The 23,733-nt window shown below is 68.8% G+C and carries 18 protein-coding genes and 3 pseudogenes; 10 read left to right on the top strand and 11 right to left on the bottom strand.

All coding sequences use genetic code 11. From position 1 onward, the window contains the following. Nucleotides 1-8: 8 nt before the first annotated feature. A complete protein-coding gene (locus QE449_RS01290) occupies nt 9-614 on the bottom strand; it encodes a YqgE/AlgH family protein (RefSeq protein ID WP_307108043.1) in 606 nt (201 codons plus the stop codon). 73 nt (nt 615-687) lie between these two features. Between QE449_RS01290 and QE449_RS01285 the strand changes: the two genes are divergently transcribed. Next, on the top strand, nt 688-2,028 hold the full coding sequence (locus tag QE449_RS01285) for an MFS transporter (RefSeq protein ID WP_307108042.1): 1,341 nt from the start codon (nt 688-690) through the stop codon (nt 2,026-2,028). Here QE449_RS01285 and QE449_RS01280 read toward each other — a convergent pair. Beyond that, a pseudogene (locus QE449_RS01280) lies at nt 1,973-3,425 on the bottom strand (CCA tRNA nucleotidyltransferase). The gene QE449_RS01285 and the pseudogene QE449_RS01280 sit on opposite strands and share 56 nt — an antisense overlap. Nucleotides 3,426-3,503: 78 nt before the next feature. Here QE449_RS01280 and QE449_RS01275 point away from each other — a divergent pair. The 8 genes and pseudogenes from QE449_RS01275 to QE449_RS01240 all read left to right on the top strand — a co-directional run. Then, nucleotides 3,504-4,136 (top strand): annotated as a pseudogene (locus tag QE449_RS01275) (NUDIX hydrolase); the annotation flags it as partial. A 146-nt stretch (nt 4,137-4,282) separates the two neighbouring features. Then, on the top strand, nt 4,283-6,697 hold the full coding sequence (locus tag QE449_RS01270) for a DUF6049 family protein (protein WP_307108041.1): 2,415 nt from the start codon (nt 4,283-4,285) through the stop codon (nt 6,695-6,697). 126 nt (nt 6,698-6,823) lie between these two features. Continuing rightward, a pseudogene (murJ, locus tag QE449_RS01265) lies at nt 6,824-10,646 on the top strand (murein biosynthesis integral membrane protein MurJ). Between the two features lie 76 nt (nt 10,647-10,722). After that, on the top strand, nt 10,723-11,301 hold the full coding sequence (gene sigM, locus QE449_RS01260) for an RNA polymerase sigma factor SigM (protein WP_307108040.1): 579 nt from the start codon (nt 10,723-10,725) through the stop codon (nt 11,299-11,301). A gap of 60 nt (nt 11,302-11,361) precedes the next feature. Next, nucleotides 11,362-12,039: a hypothetical protein gene (locus QE449_RS01255; RefSeq protein ID WP_307108039.1), complete on the top strand. Its 678-nt coding sequence runs from the start codon at nt 11,362-11,364 to the stop codon at nt 12,037-12,039. 134 nt (nt 12,040-12,173) lie between these two features. Continuing rightward, entirely contained in the window at nt 12,174-13,163 is a 990-nt protein-coding gene (gene trxB / locus QE449_RS01250; RefSeq protein ID WP_056440853.1) for a thioredoxin-disulfide reductase, read from the top strand. A gap of 45 nt (nt 13,164-13,208) precedes the next feature. Further along, nucleotides 13,209-13,541, top strand: coding sequence for a thioredoxin (gene trxA, locus QE449_RS01245; protein WP_307108038.1), 333 nt, complete (start codon nt 13,209-13,211; stop codon nt 13,539-13,541). 187 nt (nt 13,542-13,728) lie between these two features. Continuing rightward, nucleotides 13,729-14,913, top strand: a complete 1,185-nt coding sequence (locus QE449_RS01240; protein WP_027505952.1) for an N-acetylmuramoyl-L-alanine amidase — start codon at nt 13,729-13,731, stop codon at nt 14,911-14,913. A gap of 30 nt (nt 14,914-14,943) precedes the next feature. Here QE449_RS01240 and QE449_RS01235 read toward each other — a convergent pair whose 3' ends face one another. The 9 genes from QE449_RS01235 to rpmH form a co-directional block, all read right to left on the bottom strand. Continuing rightward, complete coding sequence (locus QE449_RS01235; RefSeq protein WP_307108037.1) at nt 14,944-15,654, bottom strand: GNAT family N-acetyltransferase; 711 nt, start codon at nt 15,652-15,654, stop codon at nt 14,944-14,946. A gap of 212 nt (nt 15,655-15,866) precedes the next feature. After that, nucleotides 15,867-16,859 (bottom strand): ParB/RepB/Spo0J family partition protein, encoded by a 993-nt coding sequence (locus QE449_RS01230; RefSeq protein ID WP_307108036.1) that lies wholly within the window; start codon nt 16,857-16,859, stop codon nt 15,867-15,869. Further along, entirely contained in the window at nt 16,856-17,851 is a 996-nt protein-coding gene (locus tag QE449_RS01225) for a ParA family protein (RefSeq protein ID WP_027505949.1), read from the bottom strand. The genes QE449_RS01230 and QE449_RS01225 overlap by 4 nt, the downstream gene beginning before the upstream one ends. 37 nt (nt 17,852-17,888) lie before the next feature. Further along, nucleotides 17,889-18,593, bottom strand: coding sequence for a 16S rRNA (guanine(527)-N(7))-methyltransferase RsmG (gene rsmG / locus QE449_RS01220; RefSeq protein WP_027505948.1), 705 nt, complete (start codon nt 18,591-18,593; stop codon nt 17,889-17,891). 187 nt (nt 18,594-18,780) lie between these two features. Then, the gene (locus QE449_RS01215) at nt 18,781-19,386 is read right to left on the bottom strand and encodes a protein jag (RefSeq protein WP_373428239.1); all 606 of its coding nucleotides are present in this window, start codon (nt 19,384-19,386) and stop codon (nt 18,781-18,783) included. Between the two features lie 71 nt (nt 19,387-19,457). Further along, nucleotides 19,458-20,561: a membrane protein insertase YidC gene (gene yidC / locus QE449_RS01210; RefSeq protein WP_027505946.1), complete on the bottom strand. Its 1,104-nt coding sequence runs from the start codon at nt 20,559-20,561 to the stop codon at nt 19,458-19,460. 4 nt (nt 20,562-20,565) lie between these two features. Beyond that, nucleotides 20,566-20,889: a membrane protein insertion efficiency factor YidD gene (gene yidD, locus QE449_RS01205; protein ID WP_037186004.1), complete on the bottom strand. Its 324-nt coding sequence runs from the start codon at nt 20,887-20,889 to the stop codon at nt 20,566-20,568. Between the two features lie 65 nt (nt 20,890-20,954). Then, complete coding sequence (gene rnpA / locus QE449_RS01200) at nt 20,955-21,377, bottom strand: ribonuclease P protein component (protein WP_051613399.1); 423 nt, start codon at nt 21,375-21,377, stop codon at nt 20,955-20,957. 24 nt (nt 21,378-21,401) lie between these two features. Then, nucleotides 21,402-21,545: a 50S ribosomal protein L34 gene (gene rpmH, locus QE449_RS01195; RefSeq protein WP_027505944.1), complete on the bottom strand. Its 144-nt coding sequence runs from the start codon at nt 21,543-21,545 to the stop codon at nt 21,402-21,404. A 549-nt stretch (nt 21,546-22,094) separates the two neighbouring features. Here rpmH and dnaA point away from each other — a divergent pair. Next, nucleotides 22,095-23,657 carry a chromosomal replication initiator protein DnaA gene (gene dnaA, locus QE449_RS01190; protein ID WP_027505943.1) on the top strand — a complete coding sequence of 521 codons (1,563 nt, stop codon included), beginning with the start codon at nt 22,095-22,097 and terminating at the stop codon, nt 23,655-23,657. The last annotated feature ends 76 nt before the right edge of the window (nt 23,658-23,733 follow it).

The raw sequence follows: 23,733 nt of genomic DNA, 5'->3' as shown, positions 1-23,733 counted from the left end.
CTTCGGTCTCAGTTCCGGTCGACGTCGATCGGGTGGGTCGCCAGCATCGCCAGCGGCAGCGGCTGACGGCGCAACACCTGCGCCCACAGATCGACGCGCGGCGGGCCCACGACGTCGGACGGCAGCGCGGACACCACCATCCAGTCGTCCCGCTCGAGTTCTCCCTCGAGCTGTCCGAGCGTCCATCCCGAGTAGCCGGCGAAGATGCGCATTCCCTCCACCAGCGGGGTGATCGCAGCCGGGTCGGAGTCCAGGTCGACCATCACGACACGGCCGTCCACTCGACGGATGCCCCGCACGTCGTCGACGTCCACGCCGGACCGCAGCGTGGCCAGACACAGTGCGGAGTCGCGTTTGACGGGTCCGCCCACGTAGAGCGCTTTCGGGGACGCCGCGAGATCCGACCACTGCGGGAGCACGTTGTGCACAGCGGTCTCGCTCGGCCGATTGATGACGACGCCCAGGCTGCCGGCGTCGTTGTGCTCGATGATGTAGACCACGGTGCGACGGAACGTCGGTTCGACGAGTTCCGTGGACGAGACCAGCAGCGATCCCGGCCGCACCACCTGATCGGCCGACGCGGTCCGGTCCTCCGGTTCTTCTGCGTGTGCCACCTCCTCATCATGGCACCGGCAGCCTCGACAGTGCGAGAGATGACGCGCCGAGGCGGCGGTTAGTGTCACCCGCGTGACCCGAACGGAGCGGACCGGCGCCGTCGACGCGCTGCGATCCGTCCGACACGAGCCCGGAGCACCTCGTCTGGTCGCGCTGCGTGTCGCCTCTCAGTTCGGCGACGGCATGTTCCAGGCCGCCCTCGGAGGCGCGATTCTCTTCGACCCACAGCGCGGCGGCGATCCCGCTGCGATCGCCGCCGGCTTCGCGGTGCTCTTGTTGCCGTACTCGCTGATCGGCCCGTTCGCCGCGCGGATCCTCGACCGCGTCGATCGAGCGACCGTGCTCGCCCGCGCAGGCATCGTGAAGTCGCTCCTCATCCTCTGCGCCACCGGGCAACTCGTCGCGGGCGCCTCGACGACGGCCGTCCTGATCACGGCCCTCGCCGTCGTCGGAGTGAGCCGGTTCGTCCTGGCGGGCCTGTCCGCGTCGCTACCGCACGTCGTTCCGGTGCGATCGCTCGTCGCGACCAACGCCGCCCTGGTCACCGTCGGCGCAGTCGTCTCCGCCGTCGGCGCGTCGGTGGCTGTCCTGGTGCTCGGACTCGTCGGGCCGTCGGATCGGGCCACGGCCTTCGCGACGGCCGTGTCCGCCGTGGGTGCCGTCGCGGCGACTCTCCTGGCGCGCGGCTTCGCTTCCGGACGGCTGGGTCCCGGCGCCGCCTCGGTGTCCGCCCCGACCCGCCGCGTTCTCGCCGACTGGGTGTCCGGCTTCGTCGCGGTGCGCCGTACCCCGTCCGTCGCCGCCGCGCTGGTGGGAGTGGGTGCCCACCGGGTTGCCTTCGGCATCGACACCCTCGTGATGGTGCTGGTGCTGCGCGAGGGCGCGCACTCGTCCGTCCTGCCCGGCGGTGTGGCGGGCTTCGGGTTGACGGTGGGTGCCGCCGCGGCGGGCATGTTCCTCGCCGCACTCGGCACGTCCGTTCTCCTGCCGCGCCTCGGCCGCACGCGCACAGTGGTCGGTGCGCTGGTCCTGGCCACGCTCACCCAGGCCACCCTCGTCGTCGGGCTGGTGCCGGACCTGCTGATCCTCGCGGCCTTTCTCCTGGGGTTCGCAGGTCAGACGGTCAAGCTGACCGCCGACGCGGCCATGCAGACGGACATCGACGACGACACTCGCGGACGCGTCTTCGGAGTACAGGACACCGTGTTCAGCGCGGCGTTCGTCGGCGCCGTGGCGGGCGCGGCCCTCGTGATCGGTCCGGGGTCGACCGCGGTCGACACGTCCGCAGCCATCGTCTGCGTGGTCGCCGGCGTCGTCGCCTACGCGGCGGCAGCGGCGATCGCGCTCCGGATCGGCGTCAGGACCTCGCGGCCCACCACGCCAGGAGCTCCTTCTCCGCATCCTCACGACTGAGCGGCCCGCGGTCGAGACGAAGCTCCTTCAGGAACTTCCACGCCTCTCCCACCTGCGGGCCGGCCGGAATGCCGAGCAGTTCCATGATGGCGTTGCCGTCCAGATCCGGACGCACCCTGGCCAGGTCCTCCTGCTCGGCGAGTGCCGCGATACGCCGCTCGAGATCGTCGTACGTCGCCTGCAGGGACGCTGCACGGCGCTTGTTGCGGGTGGTGCAGTCGGCGCGGACCAGCTTGTGCAGCCGGGGCAGCAGATCGCCGGCGTCGGTGACGTAACGACGCACGGCCGAATCGGTCCACTGACCCTTGCCGTAGCCGTGGAAACGCAGATGAAGGAAGACGAGCTGCGCGATGTCGTCGGTCAGCTTCTTCGGGAACTTCAGTGCGCGCAGGCGGCGACGCACCATCTTGGCGCCCACCACCTCGTGGTGGTGGAAGCTCACCCCGCCGCCGGGCTCGTTGCGTTTGGTGTCGGGCTTGCCTATGTCGTGGAGCAGCGCCGCCCATCGGAGCACCAGGTCCGGATCGCCGTCCTCGAGGTCGATCGCCTGCTGCAGAACCGTGAGGGAGTGCTGATAGACGTCCTTGTGCTGGTGATGCTCGTCGATCTCGAGCGTCATCGCCGGCACCTCCGGGAGGATGCGTGCCGCGATCCCCGTCTCGCACAGGGCGTCGATGCCGTCGACGGCGAACTCGCCGAGAATCAGCTTGTCCAGCTCGGCGGTGACGCGTTCGACCGTGATCCGGTCGATCTGCTCCGCCATGTTCTCGATCGCCGCGCGGACCCGCGGCAGCATCGTGAAGCCGAGCTGGGCGACGAACCGCGCAGCGCGCAGCATCCGGAGCGGATCGTCGTCGAAGGACGCCTCCGGGGTGGTCGGCGTGTCCAGGACTCCCTCGAGCAGCGCGTCCAGGCCACCCAGGGGATCGACGAACTCACCGGCCCCGTCCGGCCCGATCCGCACGGCCATGGCGTTGAGCGTGAAATCGCGCCGGACCAGGTCGTCCTCGAGCGTCGAGCCGTACTGCACGATCGGATTCCGGGACACCCGGTCGTACTTGTCGCTCCGGAACGTCGTGATCTCGATCTGCCGACCGTGCTTGACCGCACTGACGGTGCCGAAGTCGATGCCGGTGTCCCACTGATGGTCGGCCCAGCCCGCCAGCAGCGCCTGCACGTGCTCGGGCAGAGCGTTCGTCGTGAAGTCGAGGTCACTGCTCAAGCGGCCCAGGAGAGCGTCCCGGACGCTCCCGCCGACGAGGTACAACTCGTGGCGCCGCCGCAGCGAACAGCGACCCCAGTGGACCGAGGATGTCGTCGTGCGCGCGCAGGGCCACGGCACCCGACGCGAGGAGCCGTGCGCGGCGGTCCGGATCGGTGGCAGGCGGGGGAGGCACGACGTCACACCCTACCGAGGCGCGCACTTCGCGGTGCGTCCCACCGGGAGCAGGGCGGACGGAACTAGTATCGATCGGGTGTCCGGTGCCGAGCGAGCCAAGAGAACACGTCGCGGTGTGCGACGGCGTCCTCGTGCCGCCGCCGACCCCGGAACACGAGGGGCCGACAAACCCACACTGCGCACCGTTCGAGAGACCTCGGCCGGCGGCCTGGTCGTCGACGGACTCGACGGACCCCGCGACGGACTGTGCGCCGCCCTCATCGGTCGCACCGACCGACGCGGCCGCCTGCTGTGGTCGCTGCCCAAGGGTCACATCGAGCAGGGCGAGACGCCCGAGCAGACCGCCGAGCGGGAAGTGGAGGAGGAGACCGGCATCACCGGGTCCGTCCTCGCGCCCCTGGGAAGCATCGACTACTGGTTCGTGACCGAGGGACGACGCGTCCACAAGACCGTCCACCACTACCTGCTGCGATCCCTCGGCGGCGAACTGTCGGACGAGGACGTCGAGGTCACCGAGGTGGCCTGGGTGCCGCTCAGCGAACTGCACTCCCGGCTCGCGTACGCCGACGAGCGCAAGCTCGCCGAGCGAGCCGGCGAGATGATCGACTCGATGGCGCGCGAGAAGTCCGCCGACACGCAGAATCCCCGACCGGTCTCCGACCTTCCCGCACCATCCCGACCGGTCTCCGACCTCCCCGCCTCCCCCCGACCGGTCTCCGACCTTCCCGCCTCCCCCCGACCGGTCTCCGACCTTCCCGCACCATCCCGACCGGTCTCCGACCTCCCCGCCTCCCCCCGACCGGTCTCCGACCTTCCCGCCTCCCCCCGACCGGTCTCCGACCTTCCCGCCGCCGAATGACCCGGTCCGCACCGACGGCCCGGCGCCTCGCCGTGGTCATGGCGATCCTCGCCGTGCTCGCCTGGCTGACCGTCCCCGCGGGAGCGCAACCCTCCACCCCGCCCAGCGACCCCACCACGACGCGGAGCACACCGTCGCCCTCGGCCACGCTGGCGCCACCGGACACCTCGATCGACGGCACGTTCCTGTCGATCTCCGTCGACGAGGTCACGCCGACCACCGTCTCCACCAGCAGTGCGCCGGTCGTCACCGTCACGGGAACGGTGACCAACGTCGGGGACCGCGCGGTCAGCGACATCTCGGTCCGGCTGCAGCGAGCACCCGCGGTACGCACGGCCGACGAACTCCGGACCTCGCTCACCGAGGATCAGGACCGCTTCGACACGGTCGGGCCCTTCGAGTCGCTCACCGGCGACGGATCGGACACCGCGCTGCAACGCGGCGACACGCTGCCGTTCGAGCTGACCCTGCCGCTGCGCTCGACCACCGGACCGTCACTGGGTCTGGATCGGCCGGGTGTCTATCCGATGATGGTGAACGTCAACGGCAACCCCGAGTACGGGCAGGAGGCACGGCTGGACGACGCCGCGTTCCTGCTTCCCGTCGCGGGTCTGCCGCGGGACACCACGGTGCTCGATCCGGCCGCTCCCGATGCCGTTCCGCTTCCACCGGACACGGGACGCCCCGTCGCCACGACGCTGCTCTGGCCGCTGGCCGACCGCCCACACCTGGCGGCGGGCCTGCCCGGCACCGTCGACGAGGAGGTGCGACTGAACGACGACGACCTCGCCGCCTCGCTCTCCGCCGGCGGTCGACTCGAAGGACTGGTGTCGGCACTGGAGTTCGCGACCGGACCGACCGTCGACACCGAGGGCGCACTCGCCTCCTCGACGTGTCTCGCCGTCGATCCCGACCTGCTGGTCACCGTCTCGAGCATGACGCGGGGTTACCTCGTGGTCGACGACCCGGCCGATCCCACCGGCCCTGCCTCCGAGGGCAGCGGCGCCGTCGCCGCCGCGTCGTGGCTCGATCGCGTCCGCACCCTCGCGTCCTCGATGTGTGTCACCGCGGTGCCGTTCGCCCAGACCGACCTCGCGGCCGTCGCCGCCGTGGCCGACCCGGTTCTGACCTCTGCCGCGATCACGACTCCGACGGACGTCGCCGACTCGATCCTCGGAGTCACGTCCCGCCGCGACGTCCTGTGGCCGGACGCGGGTGCTCTCGACGATGCGGGGGCGGGCATGGTCGCGGCGTCGGGCCGGACGGTCGCACTGCTCGCACAGGACGCCGTGCAGACCGTCAGTACGCCCGACACGGTGACCCTCGCGACCGATGCGGGCACCCCTCCGCTGCGTGCCGCGCTCTACGACACCGAGGTCTCCACCGCGCTGTCCGCGGTGGGCGAGCACCCGACGACCCCGTCCGTGACACCGCGTGAGCAGGTGTACGACGTCGCCGAGGACTCGCGCACGGCCCGATTGCAGGACGCGCTCGGCGCATTGCACTTCGACGCGCTGAACGCCGGCGCCCCGGACACGGTCGCTGCCACGGACGGCCCACGATCACTCACCGTCGCGCCGCCACAGACCTGGACTCCCGACCGCGACGAGGCCTCCGCGGTGCTCGGCACCATCGCGGGCCTGTTCCGTAGCGGACTCGCGACGCCGCGCTCCCTGTCCGACCTGCTGGCGGTCCCGCCTCCGCTGGAGGCGGCCGAGTCGGACTACCCGGACGCGGCCGTGGAGGACGGCGCACCGGCCGATGTCCGCGATGTCGTGGCTGCCCAGAACGCCCGCATCGGTGCGCTGGCGGCCGCGCTGATCGACGATTCGCGTGCCGCGATCTCGCCCGCGCTGTACGTCGCTCCGCTCCGGGAGGATCTCCTGCGGGCGATGACCACGTCGGATCGTCGGGGCGGGCAGCGCGGGGAGTCGGAACAGGCCGCGCGCCGCCGTGCCGCCGACGTTGCCGCCGGCCTGGACCGGCTGTACGGATCCGTGACGATCCTCGCGCCCGGCGGTGTCTTCACCCTCGCCTCGGAGGCCAGCCCGCTGCTGTTGGTCGCGCGGAACGATCTGCCCATCGGCATCACCGTCGACCTGGCGGTCGACGCGCCCGACGCGATGCAGATCGAGAACATCGGCCCGCAGCAGCTGCCCCCACGGGGAAGTCGTTCTCTGCAGATCCCCGCTCGAGTGAGCGATTCGCGCAAGATGGTGGTGGAGTTCTCCCTGAGCACCACCGACGGGACGCGACTCGGGCAGGCTGCGACCGTCAATGTGCGGTCCAATGCGTACGGTCGTGCTTTGGCGATCATCACAGCAGGCGCCGGTGCGCTCCTGCTGCTGCTCGCGGGCCGACGGTTGTGGCACCGGTTCCGGGGCCAACCGGATCCCGCCGACGAACAGTAAGGATTCTCGATGACGGGGAGCATTCCTCACGGGCGACGGGACGCCGTACCGCGGGCGCCTCGCGCGCCCTGGGAGCGCAGCTCCGATGGGGCGCAGCAGCGCAGCTCCGACGCGGCTCAGGATCCGATGATGGTGCCCACGAGCGTCGCGCCCCCGGTCCGTCCTGCCGCCCCGACCCGCATACCCCCGGCCACGGCGTCACCGCAGCCGGCGTCCGGCTCCAGCTCCTCCCGCCTGCTCTCCGCGACGGGTGCGATCGCGTTCGCGACATTGATCAGCCGCATCACCGGATTCGCGAAGCAACTGCTGCTGGTGACGGTGCTGGGCACCACCGTCGCCACGTCGTACACCGTCGCGAGTGTCATCCCCAACATGATCGCCGAGCTCGTCCTCGGTGCCGTGCTGACGGCCATCGTCGTGCCGGTGCTGGTGCGGGCGGAGAGCGAGGACGCCGACAACGGCCGTGCTTTCGTGCGCAGGCTCTTCACTGCTGCGCTGACCATGCTGATCCTCGCGGCGGTGCTGGCGACGGCCGCGGCGCCACTGCTCACGCGCTACGTCTTCCTGTCGGAGGACGGCCAGGTGAACACGGGTCTCACCACCGCACTCCTTCTCCTGCTGTTGCCCGCGATCCTGTTCTACGGCCTCTCCGCTCTGTTCACGGCGATCCTGAACACTCGGCAGAACTTCAAGCCCGGTGCCTGGGCACCCGTGCTCAACAACCTGGTGGTGCTCGCCGTCCTGGTGATCTACCTCGTCGTACCGGGCGAGATCTCCCTCGATCCGGTGCGCATCAGCGACCCGAAGCTGCTGGTGCTGGGCGTCGGCATCACGCTCGGCGTCGTGGTCCAGGCCCTGAGCCTGGTGCCCGCGCTGCGGCGCAACAAGATCGATCTGCGCCCGCTGTGGGGGCTCGACGACAGGCTGCGTCAGTTCGGCGGCATGGCCGTCGCGATCGTGCTCTACGTCGTCATCAGTCAGGCCGGCATGGTGTTCGCGACGCGCATCTCCTCGCACGTCGACCCCGCCGGCCCGCTCATCTACAACCAGGCCTGGATCCTGCTGCAGCTGCCGTACGGCGTGCTCGGCGTGACGGTGCTGACGGCGATCATGCCCCGGCTCAGCCGCAACGCCGCCGCCAAGGACACCCCGGCCGTCGTCGACGACCTGTCGGTGGCCACCCGGATGACCATGCTCGCGCTCATCCCGGTCATCGGCTTCCTCACCGTGGCCGGCCCGCAGGTCGGCGAGGCTCTGTACGGCTACGGCAACTTCGGCGCAGCCGACGCCGAGCGACTCGGTGAAGCCGTCAGCTGGTCGGCCTTCACCCTCGTTCCCTACTCGCTAGTCCTGATCCACCTGCGGGTCTTCTACGCCCGCGAGCAGGCGTGGACGCCCACGTGGATCGTTCTCGGCATCACCGGCGTCAAGATCGCGCTGTCCGCCCTGACGCCGTTCCTGGCGACGTCGGATCGATCCGTGGTCCTGTTGCTCGGCGCGGCCAACGGTCTCGGTTACATCACCGGGGCGATCATCGGATGGATGCTGCTGCGTCGCAGCCTCGGCGAACTACGACTCGCGGGAGTCCGGCGCACGGTCGCGGCGACGCTGATCTCCACCGCGATCGGCATGCTCGCGGTGTTCGCGGCCGACACGGCCCTCGGGCTCGACCGTCTGACCGGACCGGGCGCGCTGCTCCGCGTCGCTTTCGACGGCGCAGTCATGCTGCTGATCACCGGTCTGTGCCTGTACCGGGCACGGATCCCGGAAATCGAATCCATCACCGTCGCGGTGGCGCGTCGCCTCGGCCGCGCCCCGGCCGTGACGTCCGGACCTGTGACGACAGCGCATGTCGGGACCGATCCGATGTATGCGGAGACCGAGTTGATCCCCGCGATCGGCGGCCCCGACATGCCCCCGGTGGGTCGGCCGACCGAGGGGTTCGGTCGGGCCACCGGCGCGGGTCGGCTCCCGTACCCTGACAGGCGAGTGGACCCGCGAGCACACGGCGGTTCCCGCGCGCCGATGTACACCGGAGACGAGTCGGAGACGACGATCATCCCCGCGTACACCGGCGCGTTCACGACCAGTAGTGACGAAGGAGTGTCAGTGACCGACGACGAGGGTGCACGGGGGCGTACGCCGTCCGAGGCCGAGGACGCCGCTCAGCCCGGTGGCGTGTCCACCGACGACCGTCGCGTCGCCGACTCCGATGCCGCCACCGGGTCGTCCGAGGACACCGACCGGCAGCACGACGCGTCCACCACGGATCCGATCGAGTCGAGCCCCGACGTGTCCGGCCAGGCCGACGTCACCGAGACCGAGCGCACGGCCGACGAGACCGAGTCCGGACTCGTCGACACCGGCGTCATGCCGGTCGGATCGCCCACGCTGCCCCCGGCCGTCCCCGTCGCCGAGTCGCCCCGCACACCGTTGCGCGGACCGAAGCTCATCCCCGGCGCGTCGGTCGCCGGCGGGCGCTACCGCCTTCTCGCACCGCACGGCGGCGCACGCGGCCTCAAGTTCTGGCAGGCCCACGACGTCAAGCTCGACCGCGAGGTGGCCCTGACGTTCGTCGACGCCGACCAACGATCGACCGGCGACGCCACCCGAGCGCGCCGACGGCCCGCAGGCCGTGCTGTCCCGGACTCTGCGCCTGGGCCGGATCAACTCGCCCGGCCTCGCCCGCGTCCTCGACGTCGTCCGCGGCAGCTCGGGCGGCATCGTCGTCGCGGAGTGGACTCGCGGACGATCCCTGCGCGAGATGGCCGACACGGAACCGTCGCCCCTGGGCGCCGCCAACGCCATCAAGTCGCTGGCCGCTGCGGCCGAGGCCGCCCATCGCGGCGGCGGCGCACTGTCCATCGACCACCCGGACCGTGTGCGCATCAGCATCAAGGGTGACGCCGTTCTCGCGTTCCCGGCCACCTTCGGTGATGCCGATCCCGGCTCCGACGTACGCGGACTGGGCGCGATGCTCTACGCCCTGATCACCGCGCGGTGGCCCCTGGGCGACCCGTCGGGCCCCGCGACCGTCGGCGGGATGCGCATCGCCGATCGCACGGCGTCCGGTGCGGCCGTCGAGCCCCGCGAGATCCGCCCCGACGTACCGTTCGAGATCTCCGCCGTCGCCGTGCGTGCCCTCGAGCAGAACAGCGGCATCCGGACCGCCGCCACCGTGCAGCACATCCTCGGCCAGGCCGCGGTGGTCAACGAGAAGACCGAGATGATCCCCGCACTGCGGCTGGGTCAACGGCCGCCCGGATCGACCGGTCACGCACTCGCCGACCCCGACGACGAGCCGCCCGCGGACCGCTCCAACGTCATGGTCGCCGCGTTGGTGGGCCTCGGAGTCCTCACTGTCGTGGTGCTCGGCCTCGTCGGCTGGTGGCTCGCCAACCTGTTCGCCGGCGGCGGTTCCGACGAACCTCTCACCGAGCAGAACTTCGGGCTCACGACGTCCGCGTCGGCTCCGGCCGCGCCCGGAGAGGCGGCACCCGCGCCGACCACCGTGCCCGTCGCTCTGTCGTCCGTCGACGTCTTCTCGCCGCAGGGCACCCCGGACAACCCGGGCACCGTCGACAACGTGGCCGACAACGACGCGGGGACGGTGTGGGAGACGGACTCGTACTTCAACCCGTTCCCGTCCCTCAAGTCCGGCGTCGGCATCATGGCGACGCTCGACCAGGAGACCACTCCCGCCAGCGTCTACGTGAACTCGCCGTCGCCCGGCACGGTCGTCGAGATCCGGTCGGCCACCAGCGCGACACCCAGCCTGGACGAGACCCAGGTGATCGGGTCCGCGACGCTCGGCAACGGCCTCACCGACATCGCCGTCACACCCGACGGACCCGTCCGGTACGTGCTGTTCTGGATCACGGATCTCAGCACATCCGGTGGCGGCAACCAGAGCACCATCGCGGACATCGGGGTCTCCGCAGCATCCTGATCGCCGCGTGTCGTGCGCTGTCACAACAGATTTCGTGACCAGCTCGGACGGTTCGTTTCTGGGCTAGCCTCCGCGGGTGCGACAAATCGGGGGAGTCGCGGGTGGTGAGGCCACGGACGGCGAGCTGCTCGGGGCGCACATCGCGGGGGACGCGACGGCTTTCGCCGTGCTCGTACGGCGCCACCAGGACCATCTCTGGCTCACGGCACGGAGGGCCAGCTACTCCGCGGAGGACGCGGCGGACTCCCTCCAGGAGGCGCTGCTGTCCGCGCACCGCACCGCCGCCTCGTTCCGTGCGGACGCCGCCGTCCGCAGTTGGCTGCACCGGATCGTCGTCAACGCGTGCCTCGACCGCATCCGCCGCAATCGCGTCCGACCCACCGTGCCGCTCGGGGAGGAGACCCGCGAGCCACGTGATCCCTTCGACCGCTACGCCGACGTCGATCTCTCCCTCGTCGTCGAGAAGGCACTGTTCTCACTCCCTCCCGACCAGCGCGCCGCGATCGTCGCCGTCGACATGGAGGGGTACTCCGTCGCCGATGCCGCCGCGGCGCTCGGGGTTCCCGTCGGCACGATCAAGAGCCGTTGCGCCCGGGGCCGTCAGAAGCTCGCCGTCGTCCTCGCCTCCGTCCGTGTGCAGAACTCGGACGAGTGAGGGGAACCGGGGACCCTCCGCGGGCGTCCAATCTGTCATGGCGACAGACGAGGCGGTGACGTGTCCGTGACCGACCGCGCTCCCCTCACTCCCGACCTCCTCGCCGACCTGCACGCGGGCCTGCTCCCGGAGGACGAGGCCGCCCGCATCCGCCAGCGCGTCGAGACCGATCCCGAGGCAGCGGCCCGTCTGGCCGACCTGGACGCCGTCGTCGACATGGTGCGCGCACGGGGCGCCGATCTCACCGCCGGTGTCACGATGCCGCCCGACGTCGCCGAGCGACTGCAGGGCGCGCTCACCGGAGTACCGCGGGACGAGTTGGCGGCACGACGCTCGGGCCGACGCACTCGGATCCCGATCATCGCGGCGGCCGCGGCGATCGTCGCGCTGGTGGGGGCCGGTGCGGGACTGGCACTCGCGTCCATCGAGACGGTCGGGGGCGGTGATCAGGTGATCGCCTCGGCCCGGCCACTCGACGACCGCACGGTGTTGTCCGTCGTCGGGTCGGTCGATCGAGGCCGCTTCGTCGATGCCGCCGTGCTGGCCGGTTGCCTCGAGGCCAACGGCATCCCGGCGTCGGCCACGGTGGTCGGATCCGGCCCGGTCACCTTGGACGGCATCGAGGCGACCCTTCTCGTCACGGCCGGGACCACGCCCGGTTCGCTCGTCGCGGTCGCTGTGGGCGACTCCTGCGGTCCGGACGATCCGGACACGGTCTCGCGCGCGGAGATCGGCTGACACGCCCGGTGCCGTCGCCTCGGGCCGCCTGCCTCGAGTGAGGGAACAACGTCTCCTGACCTAGTGTTGAGGGCATCAGAGGGCGAGCGCTGGAGCGCCGACCCTGGTTCCACACACGATCTCGGAAGGCGAAGATGACTACTTCGGACATCCACGACCTGATCATCGTCGGGTCCGGTCCCGCCGGCTACACCGCTGCGGTGTACGCCGCTCGCGCGGAGCTGAAGCCCCTGGTGTTCGAGGGCACCCAGTTCGGCGGCGCGCTGATGACCACGACCGAGGTGGAGAACTTCCCCGGCTTCCGTGACGGCATCATGGGCCCCGACCTCATGGAGCAGATGCGCGAGCAGGCCATGCGTTTCGGCGCCGACATCCGCACCGAGGACGTCGAGGAGCTGTCACTGACCGGTGACGTCAAGACCGTGACCGTCGACGGCACCGAGTACCGTGCCCGCGCGATCATCCTGGCCATGGGTGCCGCCGCACGCTACCTCGGTGTTCCCGGAGAGCAGACGCTGCTCGGCCGCGGCGTCTCCGCGTGTGCGACATGCGACGGCTTCTTCTTCCGCGACCAGGACATCGCCGTCATCGGTGGTGGCGACTCCGCCATGGAGGAGGCCACCTTCCTCACCCGTTTCGCGCGCTCGGTCACCATCGTGCACCGCCGCGAGGAGTTCCGTGCGTCGCGCATCATGCTCGAGCGCGCCAAGGAGAACGAGAAGATCACGTTCGTCACCAACGCCGACGTCGTCGAGGTGCAGGGTGAGTCCGGCGTGACGGGTCTGAAGATCCGTGACACGGGATCCGGTGAGGAGCGCGTCCTCGATGTCACCGGCGTGTTCGTCGCCATCGGCCACGACCCCCGCTCCGAGCTCGTCCGCGGACAGGTCGAGCTCGACGACGCGGGCTACGTGGTGGTTCAGGCGCCCACCACGTCCACCTCCATCGACGGTGTCTTCGCGGCCGGCGACCTGGTGGATCACGTCTACCAGCAGGCCATCACCGCGGCCGGTACCGGCTGCGCCGCGTCCATCGACGCCGAGCGCTGGCTCGCCGACCAGGGCGACATCACCGAGAACACGCTCGAGAACGCCGACCGCGACGTCGACGTCGTGAGTGTCTGAGCACCGTCCATCCCGCTACGTCCGGCACACGAGAGGCACGAGAACATGACCGACAAGAACACCGTCACCATCAGTGACGACACCTTCGCCACCGAGGTCCTGCAGAGCGAGAAGCCCGTCCTGGTCGACTTCTGGGCGACGTGGTGCGGACCGTGCAAGATGGTCGCACCGGTGCTCGAGGAGATCGCCGGAGAGCACGCCGACAGGATCACCGTCGCCAAGCTCGACATCGATGCGAATCCGCAGGCAGCGCGTGACTTCAAGGTGATGTCCATCCCCACCATGATCCTGTTCCAGAACGGTGAGCCCGTGAAGACCATCGTCGGAGCCAAGGGTAAGGCCGCGCTGCTGCGCGACCTGGACGGCGTCCTCGCCTGACCTGACATTCCCGCACCACCACACGCCCGGCCTGTCCATGACACGCCGGGCGTGTGTGCGTTCTGCGGCCGGGACGATTGTGGGAGGAGCATGATCTTCTGAGACAATCGTCCATCAGGAACACCCACCGGGGACGTGTACCGCCGGTCGCCGTTGCGATCGGTCACCAAGAAGGGTCGACGACAGTATGAAGCCACTCCGCCACGGCGATCGAGGTCCAGCCGTCGCGGAGGTCCGGGACATCCTCTCGGGTCTCGGCTTCCTGCCTCCCTCGGCCGCGGTGGACGGCGACACTGCCTGGGCGGAGCCGGACGTCCTGTTCGACGCCGCTCTCGACGAGGCCGTCCGCGCGTTCCAACAGCAGCGCGGCCTCCTGGTCACCGGCGAGGTCGACACCGCCACGTACCGCTCGGTGAAGGAGGCATCCTTCCGACTCGGCGCCCGCACCCTGATCTACCAGCTCTCCGCTCCGCTGTACGGCGACGACGTCGCCACCCTGCAGCGTCGCCTGCAGGACCTGGGGTTCTACAACGGACGGGTCGACGGCTACTTCGGTGGCGAGACGCACGAGGGTCTGTCGTCCTTCCAGAGCGAGATCGGACTGTCGCCCGACGGCATCTGTGGACCCGCCACCCTGCGTGCCCTCGACCTGCTCGGCACCAGGGTCACCGGCGGATCGCCGCACGCGATCTCCGAGGAGGAGCTCGTCCGTCGGTCGGGACCGCAGCTGACGGGCAAGCGCATCGTGATCGACCCGGGACTGGGTGGCGTGAACTCCGGCATGGTCGTCCAGACCCCCGACGGTCCGCTGACCGAGGAGGCGATCCTGTGGGATCTCGCCGGACGGCTCGAGGGGCGCATGGCGGCGACCGGTATGGAGACGTACCTGTCGCGTGCCCGGTCCGCGGATCCCAGCACGGCTGAGCGTGCCGAGACCGCCAACGGTATCGGCGCCGACCTCATGATCTCGCTGCGCTGCAGCAGCTACCCGTCGCCGGTGGCGCACGGTGTGGCAAGCTTCCACTTCGGCAATTCACACGGCTCCGCGTCGCTCATCGGTCAGGTGCTCACCAGCTACATCCAGCGTGAGATCGTGGCACGGACCTCGTTGCAGGACTGCCGGAGTCACGGTCGCACGTGGGACCTGCTGCGTCTGACCAACATGCCGACCGTGCAGCTCGAGCTGGGTTACCTCACCAGCCACGAGGACGTCGAGGTGCTCGCCGATCCGCGGATGCGCGACATCATCGCGGAGGCCGTCCTCGTCGCGGTGAAGCGCCTGTATCTCCTCGGCCAGGACGATCAGCCGACGGGAACGTTCACCTTCGCCGAGCTGCTCGCCTACGAGCTGTCTGTCGCCGAGGGCGCCTGACACTCCTCCGTCCGGCCGGCCGGACGTCGCTCAGCGAGCCCCGACGGGCACGCGAGCATCGGCTTCCATCACGGTGAGTGCTGCAGCCTCCAGCAACCGCTCGAGCGCAGCCTCCACGTCTTCCTTCCACCCGTGGTCCCGATCGAGCTCCAACCGGAGCCGCGGGAACCGGTGATGCGGAGCCACGACCTCGAAGCCGTACTTCTCGAGGAAGTCGGCGTCGATCATGCAGGTCGCCTCCCCGCACGGTGGGGTGTCGATGAGGGACCGGCGTTCGTCGACCTCGTTATCCTCGAGCCGGATTCCGAACGCCTCGAGAGCTCGCACACCACGGTTGACGAGATCGCGCACCACTGCGTGCAGGAGCGTGTCCCGAATTCCGTCACCGTCCTCCGCGGACAGCGGTGAGTAGAGCGACGTCAACAGGACTGCATCCGGGCTGACCGGTGCGGTGGGGAAGTGCGCGACTCGGGGCACGGCGCCGGGAGGTGCGTACAGAGCGCACCCCACCGAGTCGGAGGATGCCGGTACATCGGCGCCCGCGACATCGGTGGCGACCTGTCCGCACGGACCCCACTCGAGCATGACCATCGACAGCCACGCTTCCTTCTCGAATTCGGTGTCGACGAGAGTTGCCGTGGAGGGGGCCGCGGGATCCATGGTCCAGAAGACGCACTGGCGGTCGTGTGCCGGCAGCGCATCGAATCCGCCGAGGGTGAGTGTGGAGACGACGATCGACACGCGTTGACTCAGCCTCCGTACCCCGACTCGCGGCGGCGACGAGCCTCCGCGACTGTGTGTGCCCCTTCAGGATAAGCGATAGGCCTCTCCCGAGGACACCACGTCGCCCGCCAGACGAAAGTCGAAGCAGTGCACTGACTTTCGGTTTCGATGGCGAAGTTACGTCACAGTGACGAAAGGAGCGGGGGTGGCCATACCCGCGATCGACGCGGTCACGACGACTTCTGGCGTTCCATCATCTCCACGATGCGCTGAAGGTCGTCCACCGAGCCGAACTCGACCACGATCTTGCCTTTACGCTTGCCGAGGCTCACGGTGACACGGGTGTCGAACGATTCGGAGAGCCGCTCCGCGACGTCCTGCAGACCCGGCATCTGGATCGGCTTGCGTTTCGGAGCCGGGGCCGGCGCAGCCGGGTCCTCCCGATTCGCGAGAGTCACCGCCTCTTCGGTGGCTCGCACCGACATGCCCTCGGCCACGATGCGTGCCGCCAACTCCTCCTGTGCCGCGGCGCCCGCCTCGAGCGACAACAGTGCTCGAGCGTGACCGGCGGACAGAACGCCCGCCGCCACGCGCCTCTGTACGGGAATGGGGAGCCGTAGAAGCCTGATCATGTTCGTGATGACGGGGCGTGATCGACCCAGCCGCGCAGCGAGCTGATCGTGCGTCACGTCGAACTCCTCGAGGAGCTGCTGGTACGCAGCCGCCTCTTCGAGTGGGTTCAGCTGGACCCGATGAATGTTCTCGAGGAGCGCGTCGCGGAGGAGCGTGTCGTCGGATGTCTCGCGCACGATCGCCGGAATCGCGTCGAGTCCGGCTTCCTGGCTCGCCCGCCAACGGCGCTCACCCATGACCAACTGGTAGCGATCGTCGCCGATCTGGCGGACCACGATCGGCTGCATGAGGCCGAACTCGCGGATCGAGTGCACCAGTTCGTCGAGCGCTTCCTGCTCGAACACCGAGCGCGGCTGCTTCGGATTCGGTTCGATCTTGCTGGGTGCGATCTCCCGATAGACCGCGCCGGCGGGCGAGAGGTCGTCCTCCTCGATGGACGGCGGAGTGGGGGACGGAGCCGTCGCCGTGCGGGACTCGCCACCGATGACGACGTCCGCGGCCGCCGATCCCAGGCCGGAACTCTGACCGGGGGATGTCGGTATGAGAGCCGCCAGACCGCGGCCGAGACCGCCCTTCTTGGTCGAACTCATGCCGTTCCCTCCGTTGCTGCGTTCATGCTCGCGCTCCGCGCTGCCATCTCACGCCCCGCGTCGAGATAGGACATGGCGCCACGTGAACCCGGGTCGTAGTCCAAGACGGTCATTCCGTATCCGGGAGCTTCGGAGACCTTCACGCTGCGAGGAATCACCGACTTGAGTACGGCATCACCGAAGTGCTTGCGCACCTCGTCGGCCACCTGGTCGGCGAGCTTGGTTCGGCCGTCGTACATCGTGAGGATCACGGTGGACACGTGCAGACGCGGATTGAGGTGCGCCTGGACCAACTCGATGTTGCGCAGCAGCTGACCGACGCCTTCCAGTGCGTAGTACTCGCACTGGATGGGGATGAGCACCTCCGTTGCCGCGACCATCGCGTTGACGGTCAGGAGTCCGAGCGACGGCGGGCAGTCGATGAGGACGAAGTCGATCTGCAGATCGTCGAGCGCCGCGCTGGACAACGCGGTCTTGAGTCGACCTTCGCGAGCCACCATGGAGACCAGCTCGATCTCGGCGCCTGCCAGATCGATCGTCGCCGGGATGCACATCAGGCGATCGTTCTTCGGGCTGCGTTGAATGGCCTCCACGGCGGTGATCTCACCGAGGAGCAGCTCGTAGCTGGACGGGGTGCCCGACGTGTGGACGGCGCCGAGAGCCGTGGACGCATTGCCCTGGGGATCCAGATCGACGACCAGAACAGACAGTCCTTGCACAGCGAGTGCCGCGGCGATGTTCACCGCCGTCGTCGTCTTGCCGACGCCGCCCTTCTGGTTGGCGATCGTCAGCACTCTCCGAACCGGGGGTCGCGGCAGAGCGACGCCGCTCTTGTGCAGAACCTGGCTCGCGCGCTGCGCCGCCGCACCGATGGGGGTGTCGTCCGACGTGATGGGGGAGTAGCCGTAGGACTCCGATGCCGATCGTGTTTCACGTGAAACGTCGACGGCGGGTGTTTCACGTGAAACAGCGGCTTCGGATTCACCCGACATGACTTGCTCCTTCGACAACGATCGATCCACGCAGACGTCAGCGTGAGCCGGCGGAGAACTTGGGGACGCGGTTACCACGCACAGCGCGCTCCGCGCGTACAACGATAGTCGGTGTGGGAACGACGCCCTCACCACACTGCAACACCTGGAAGTTCTTCGCGCCTATCCGCGTGAGCGTCCCGGAGTCGCGATCGATCTCCTCCTGCGCCGTGCTGCCCTTCAAGGCGAGCATCACGCCGCCCTCGTGCACGAGGGGCAGGGACCAGCGCGCCAACTTCTCCAACGGGGCAACCGCACGCGACGTGACGATGTCACAACCGCCGGCTTCTTTGATGACGCCCGGCTGCTCGGCTCGTCCGCGCACCACCGTCACGTCGAGACCGAGTTGCTCCACGATCTCTGCGAGATACACCGTGCGCCGTAGGAGCGGCTCGACAAGGAACACGGACAGATCCGGTCGAGCGATCGCGAGAGGGATCCCTGGCAGCCCGGCACCACTGCCGACGTCGACCACGCTGGCGCCCTCGGGGATGAGCTCTCCGATCACGGCGCAATTCAGGAGATGACGCTCCCACAGCCGAGGGACCTCGCGCGGACCGATCAATCCTCTGACGACACCGTCACCCTTCAGGGAGTCGTAGTACGCCCGAGCCGTGTCGGCACGGTCACCGAACACTCGAACGATGGCATCGTCGACCCACGCTGGAGTCGCGGACTCTTCCTCATGTTCCACGTGAAACATCCTCTCGCGTCGTCCTGAGTGGTCGTGAACCACACTCGTGTAATTCTGCTGACGCCGGGCGCCACGCGCTGGAGGCAGTCTAGTGCGGACCGCAGACATTCCTCACCCGCCGAGACGTCGTCCGGCCCCGGGCACGAGAAAGGGGCGCGGTCCGTGGACCGCGCCCCTTGTCGACTCCGTCGTCAGATCACTCCTTGACGACGACCACGTGTCGATTCGGCTCGACGCCGTCACTCTCACTCGTCACACCGGCGATCATCGCCACAGCGTCGTGCACGATCTTGCGCTCGAACGGGGTCATCGGCTCCAGGGGTTCGCTGTCACCGGACGCCGCGACTCGCTCGGCGGCCTCGGTTCCCAGTCGCGTCAACTCCTCGCGGCGGCCCGCACGCCATCCGGCCACATCGAGCATCAGCTTGCTGCGGTCGCCCGTCGACTGCTGCACAGCGAGACGCGTCAGTTCCTGCAGTGCGTCGAGTACCTCACCCTTGCGACCGACCAGCTTGTTGAGATCCTTGCCGCCGTCGATGCTGACGACTGCACGGTCACCCTCCACGTCGAGGTCGATGTCGCCGTCGAAGTCGAGGACGTCGAGCAACTGCTCCAGGTAGTCGCCCGCGATCTCGCCCTCCTCGACGAGGTAGTCCTCGGCGTCACCCTCGGGCTCGTCCGCCTCTGTGTCTGATTCCGGGGTCACGGGAGCAGCGGCCACCACGGTGTCGTCTGCCGAGGCCTCGACCTCGGGTGTGCTTTGCTCGTCCGTCTTCGAATCGATGGTCACGTTGTCGTCCATTTCCGTTCGCACTCGTATCACTTCACGTGGTTCTGGTCCGCGGGCGGACCGGCAGGGTCACGACGGCCGGATCAGCGGCGCTTCTGCTGCTTGGGTCGCACCTTGCCGGGAGGAGTCTTCTTCTTCCGAGGAGTGGTGGCGCCGTTGGTGGCCGCGGTGCCCGGTGTCGGGTTCGACTCCGATGATGCCGTGTCACTACCGGTGTCCGTGGTCGATTCTGCCGCGACGGCGCGGGTGGGCTTGGCTCCCGGTGCCGGCTTCTTCTTCAGAGCGTCAGGGCGCGCACCGGGCTTCGGAGCGTTCTCGTTCCGGCGCTCCAGAGCGGCTTCCTTCTTCGCCGCCTCTTCCTTGTCGATGCGACCGAAGACGAGGTGCTGCTGCGCGTAGGTCCACACGTTGTTGCTCACCCAGTACAGGAGGATGGCCACGGGGAGGAACGGGCCACCGACGAGCACGCCGAGCGGGAACACGTACAGAGCGAGCTTGTTCATGATCGCGGACTGCGGGTTGGCCGCAGCTGCCTCGCTCTGACGCGCCACCGACGCGCGCGAGTTCAGGTGGGTCGCGATGCTGGCGATGATCATCAGCGGGATCGAGACGGCGAGGATCGGACCGATCGACGGGATGCCGCCGAACGGCTCGAACGCGCGCAGCTGCGACTCGGGTGACGTGATGGCCGCCGAGATGGGCGCACCGAACAGACGTGCCGACAGGAAGGACTGGACGTCCTCGACGCTGAAGAAGTAGTTCGGAGTCTCGGCGTTGACCTCCGGGCTCAGACCCAGCTGCCCGATTCCGGTGCCGGTGCGGTTGAACGACCGGAGCACGTGGAACAGGCCGATGAACACCGGCGCCTGTGCGAGCACGGGGAGGCAACCCATGATCGGGTTGAAGCCGTGCTCCTTCTGGAGCTTCTGCATCTCCACGGCCAGCTTTTGACGGTCCTTGCCGTACTTCTTCTGCAGAGCCTTGATCTGCGGCTGAAGTTCCTGCATCTGGCGCGTCGTCCGCACCTGCTTGACGAAGGGCTTGTAGAGGATCAGACGCAGTGTGAAGACGAGGAACACCACGGACAGCGCCCAGGCGAAACCGCTGTCCGCGCCGAGCACGGCGCCGAACACTTTGTGCCAGACCCAGAGAATTCCGGATACCGGGTAGTAGATGAAGTCGAGCACGGCTCTATGTACTCCTCTGTTGATTCACCCTCACGGGGTCACGAGACTGCGGGCAAGCGTGGTCGGTGTCGGTGGGCACCGCGTCGGCACCACCCCGGAGACGACGCGGGGGTGGAACGGGATCCCACCCACCAGGGTGCCAGGGCGCGCACTTCAGGAGGCGGACGACCGCCAGAACGGCACCGACGACGAACCCACGGGTGCGGAGCGCCTCCACGGCGTACTCACTGCACGTCGGCGTGAATCGACACGTCGGAAGGCGAAGAGGGGAGATGTAGGACCGGTACCCCTCGATGATGAGGATGACCGATCGGGCCGGGAGAGACATCAGCCGACGCAGGAGGCTCCGGTCGGACGCAGGCTCGACCGGGACCGGATTCGCGGACTCCGTCATCACGTCTCGGACCGGCCGAGGGCGCGGGGGCGCTCGGCGGGAACCGGGTGAGAGGAGTTCATCGCGCGCATCGCTCCGAGTCGTCGCAGACCCGACGCCAGCTGGCGTTCGAGTTCGGAGGACGCCGCGGTCGCTGCTCCGGGCAGTGCCCGCACGACCACGTCGACATCCGACTCGACGAGAGGAAGCATCGAGCTGCAGATATGACGAAGCCGGCGTGCGACTCTGTGTCGAGTCACCGCCGGCCCCACTGCTTTACTGACCACGAGCCCGAAACGCGGGTGTCCGGAAGAGACGAGAGCGTTCTCGTCCCCCCGGAACCTCAGGTGCACGACGATGTCGTGGCGTCCTGTACGGCGGCCGCGGCGCACCGTCGCCTGGAAATCCGACGACTGGTGCAGCCGATGCTGCTCAGGTAACACCCGAGCGTTCCGGTTACCGGGAAATCAGGCGGTCAGCGACGCGCGGCCCTTGCCGCGACGAGCCGACACGATCGCGCGACCGGCACGCGTGCGCATGCGCAGACGGAAACCGTGCACGCGTGCACGACGACGGTTGTTCGGCTGGAACGTCCGCTTGCCCTTGGCCACGGTGGTACTCCTCGAGATATCGGCAGTCCCGAGGACTGCCGGTGGTGTGCTGATGGTCGCGAGTTCGGCGAACTCGAGTTCGGTGGCCACTCGCGCAGGAGAACGGCAGGACCGATCCACGCATGTCGCGGGTGACCGTTCGAGGGTACTGACGGCGTCGAACGAGGTCAAACCGCGCTACCCCGGGGACGGTGCTCCTGTCACGATGACACGCCTCGAGCACGACGACGACCTCGCGGAGGCAGGAGAGGACCGTTCGTCTTGTTGTGCACCGACGAGCCTGCTAACTTCGCTGTGCGGGTGACGACGTCTCGCCCCGTCGGTGGGGATCTCTCACCAAGGCTCTGCATCGCCGCAGGTCAGAACGCCGCTGCTCCGGGCCGTCTCCGTGCGAGATGCCGTCGAGCTACACCGGTGTCGTTTGTCCACAGCTGTGGATAATTATGTGGAAACACAGGTCGGGTGGCATATTCGTGTCGTCGGCGGGGCCCTCGAGGCACCGCAGCATCATCGACGGCCGCGGTCACGCCACGGCCCTGGGGAGGCACCGTGGAGGACGATCCGGACGTCTTGGCCGCTGTATGGCCGAGCGTCGTCGCCGAGCTCACGGCGGAGTCGAATTCGGGGTCCTCCCTGTCTCGCGCCCAGAAGGCGTGGCTCGCTCTCGTCCGCCCCATCACTCTGGCGCAAGGTTTCGCTCTGCTCTCGGTTCCGTCGCCGATCGCGCAGGAGGCGGTCGAGCGCGGTCTGCGTGAACCCATCCTCGCGGCCCTCGGTCGCCACCTCGACCGCCCGGTCGAGGGACTCGGTGTCCGGCTGGCGCCCGGAGCCGACGCCGACCTCTCGGACGTTCCCACGCCCGTCGACACCGAACGTCGCCCCGACACCGCACACAGTGCACCCGTGTATCGCCGGCGCCTGCTCACCGAGTCCACCGCGGGCGAGCCGTCCGACTCCGAGAGCAGTGACTACGGCGATCACGAGGAGGTCGACGACGACCGGGACGCTCTGACCAGCGTCCAGAACTCGTGGCCCACCTCGTACACGGTGCCGCCGCGCTCGACGTCCACTCCGACGGGCAGCACCAGCCTCAACGCGAAGTACACGTTCGACACCTTCGTCATCGGCGCCTCCAACCGGTTCGCCCACGCGGCCGCCGTCGCCATCGCGGAGGCTCCGGCGCGGGCGTACAACCCGCTGTTCGTCTGGGGTGCGTCCGGACTGGGGAAGACGCACCTGCTGCACGCCGCCGGCCACTACGCCCAACGTCTGTTTCCCGGCATGCGTGTGAAGTACGTGTCCACCGAGGAGTTCACGAACGACTTCATCAACAGCCTTCGAGACGACCGCAAGGTGGCGTTCAAGCGCCGCTACCGCGAGACGGACGTCCTGCTGGTCGACGACATCCAGTTCATCGAGGGCAAGGAAGGTATCCAGGAGGAGTTCTTCCACACCTTCAACACGCTGCACAACGCGAACAAGCAGATCGTGGTCTCCTCCGATCGGCCGCCCAAGCAGCTCGCGACCCTCGAGGAACGACTGCGCACCCGCTTCGAGTGGGGCCTCATCACCGACGTGCAACCGCCCGAGCTCGAGACGCGTATCGCGATCCTGAGCAAGAAGGCGCAGATGGACCGCCTCGACGTGCCCCACGAGGTGCTCGAACTCATCGCGAGCCGGATCGAGCGGAACATCCGTGAGCTCGAGGGCGCGCTCATCCGAGTCACGGCCTTCGCGTCGCTCAACGGGCACAACCTGGACACCGCGCTCGCCGAGGCCGTTCTCCGAGATCTGATGCCGGACTCGACGGGACTGGAGATCACGGCGGCGACGATCATGGCCGTCACCGCGGAGTACTTCGACACCTCGATCGAGGAACTGTGCGGCCCCGGCAAGGCCCGCGCGCTGGCGCAGGCGCGACAGATCGCGATGTATCTGTGCCGCGAGCTGACCGATCTGTCGCTGCCCAAGATCGGTCAGACGTTCGGCCGTGACCACACCACCGTCATGTACGCCGACAAGAAGATCCGCAAGGAGATGGCCGAGCGGCACCGCACGTACAACCAGGTGCAGGAGCTCACCGCTCGCGTGAAGCAGCGCTCCAAGCGCTGACCCCTCCGAGTGTCCACGGCCGTTCGACTCGCCCCCGCGGCGATGCGGGCGGCCGTTCTCGTCGGTACGGAGCCCC

The organism is Rhodococcus sp. SORGH_AS_0303, assembly GCF_030819335.1.
Lineage (GTDB): Bacteria > Actinomycetota > Actinomycetes > Mycobacteriales > Mycobacteriaceae > Rhodococcoides.
Note: the sequence above shows the minus strand (reverse complement) of the source record. Positions and strands in the feature narration are given on the sequence as shown.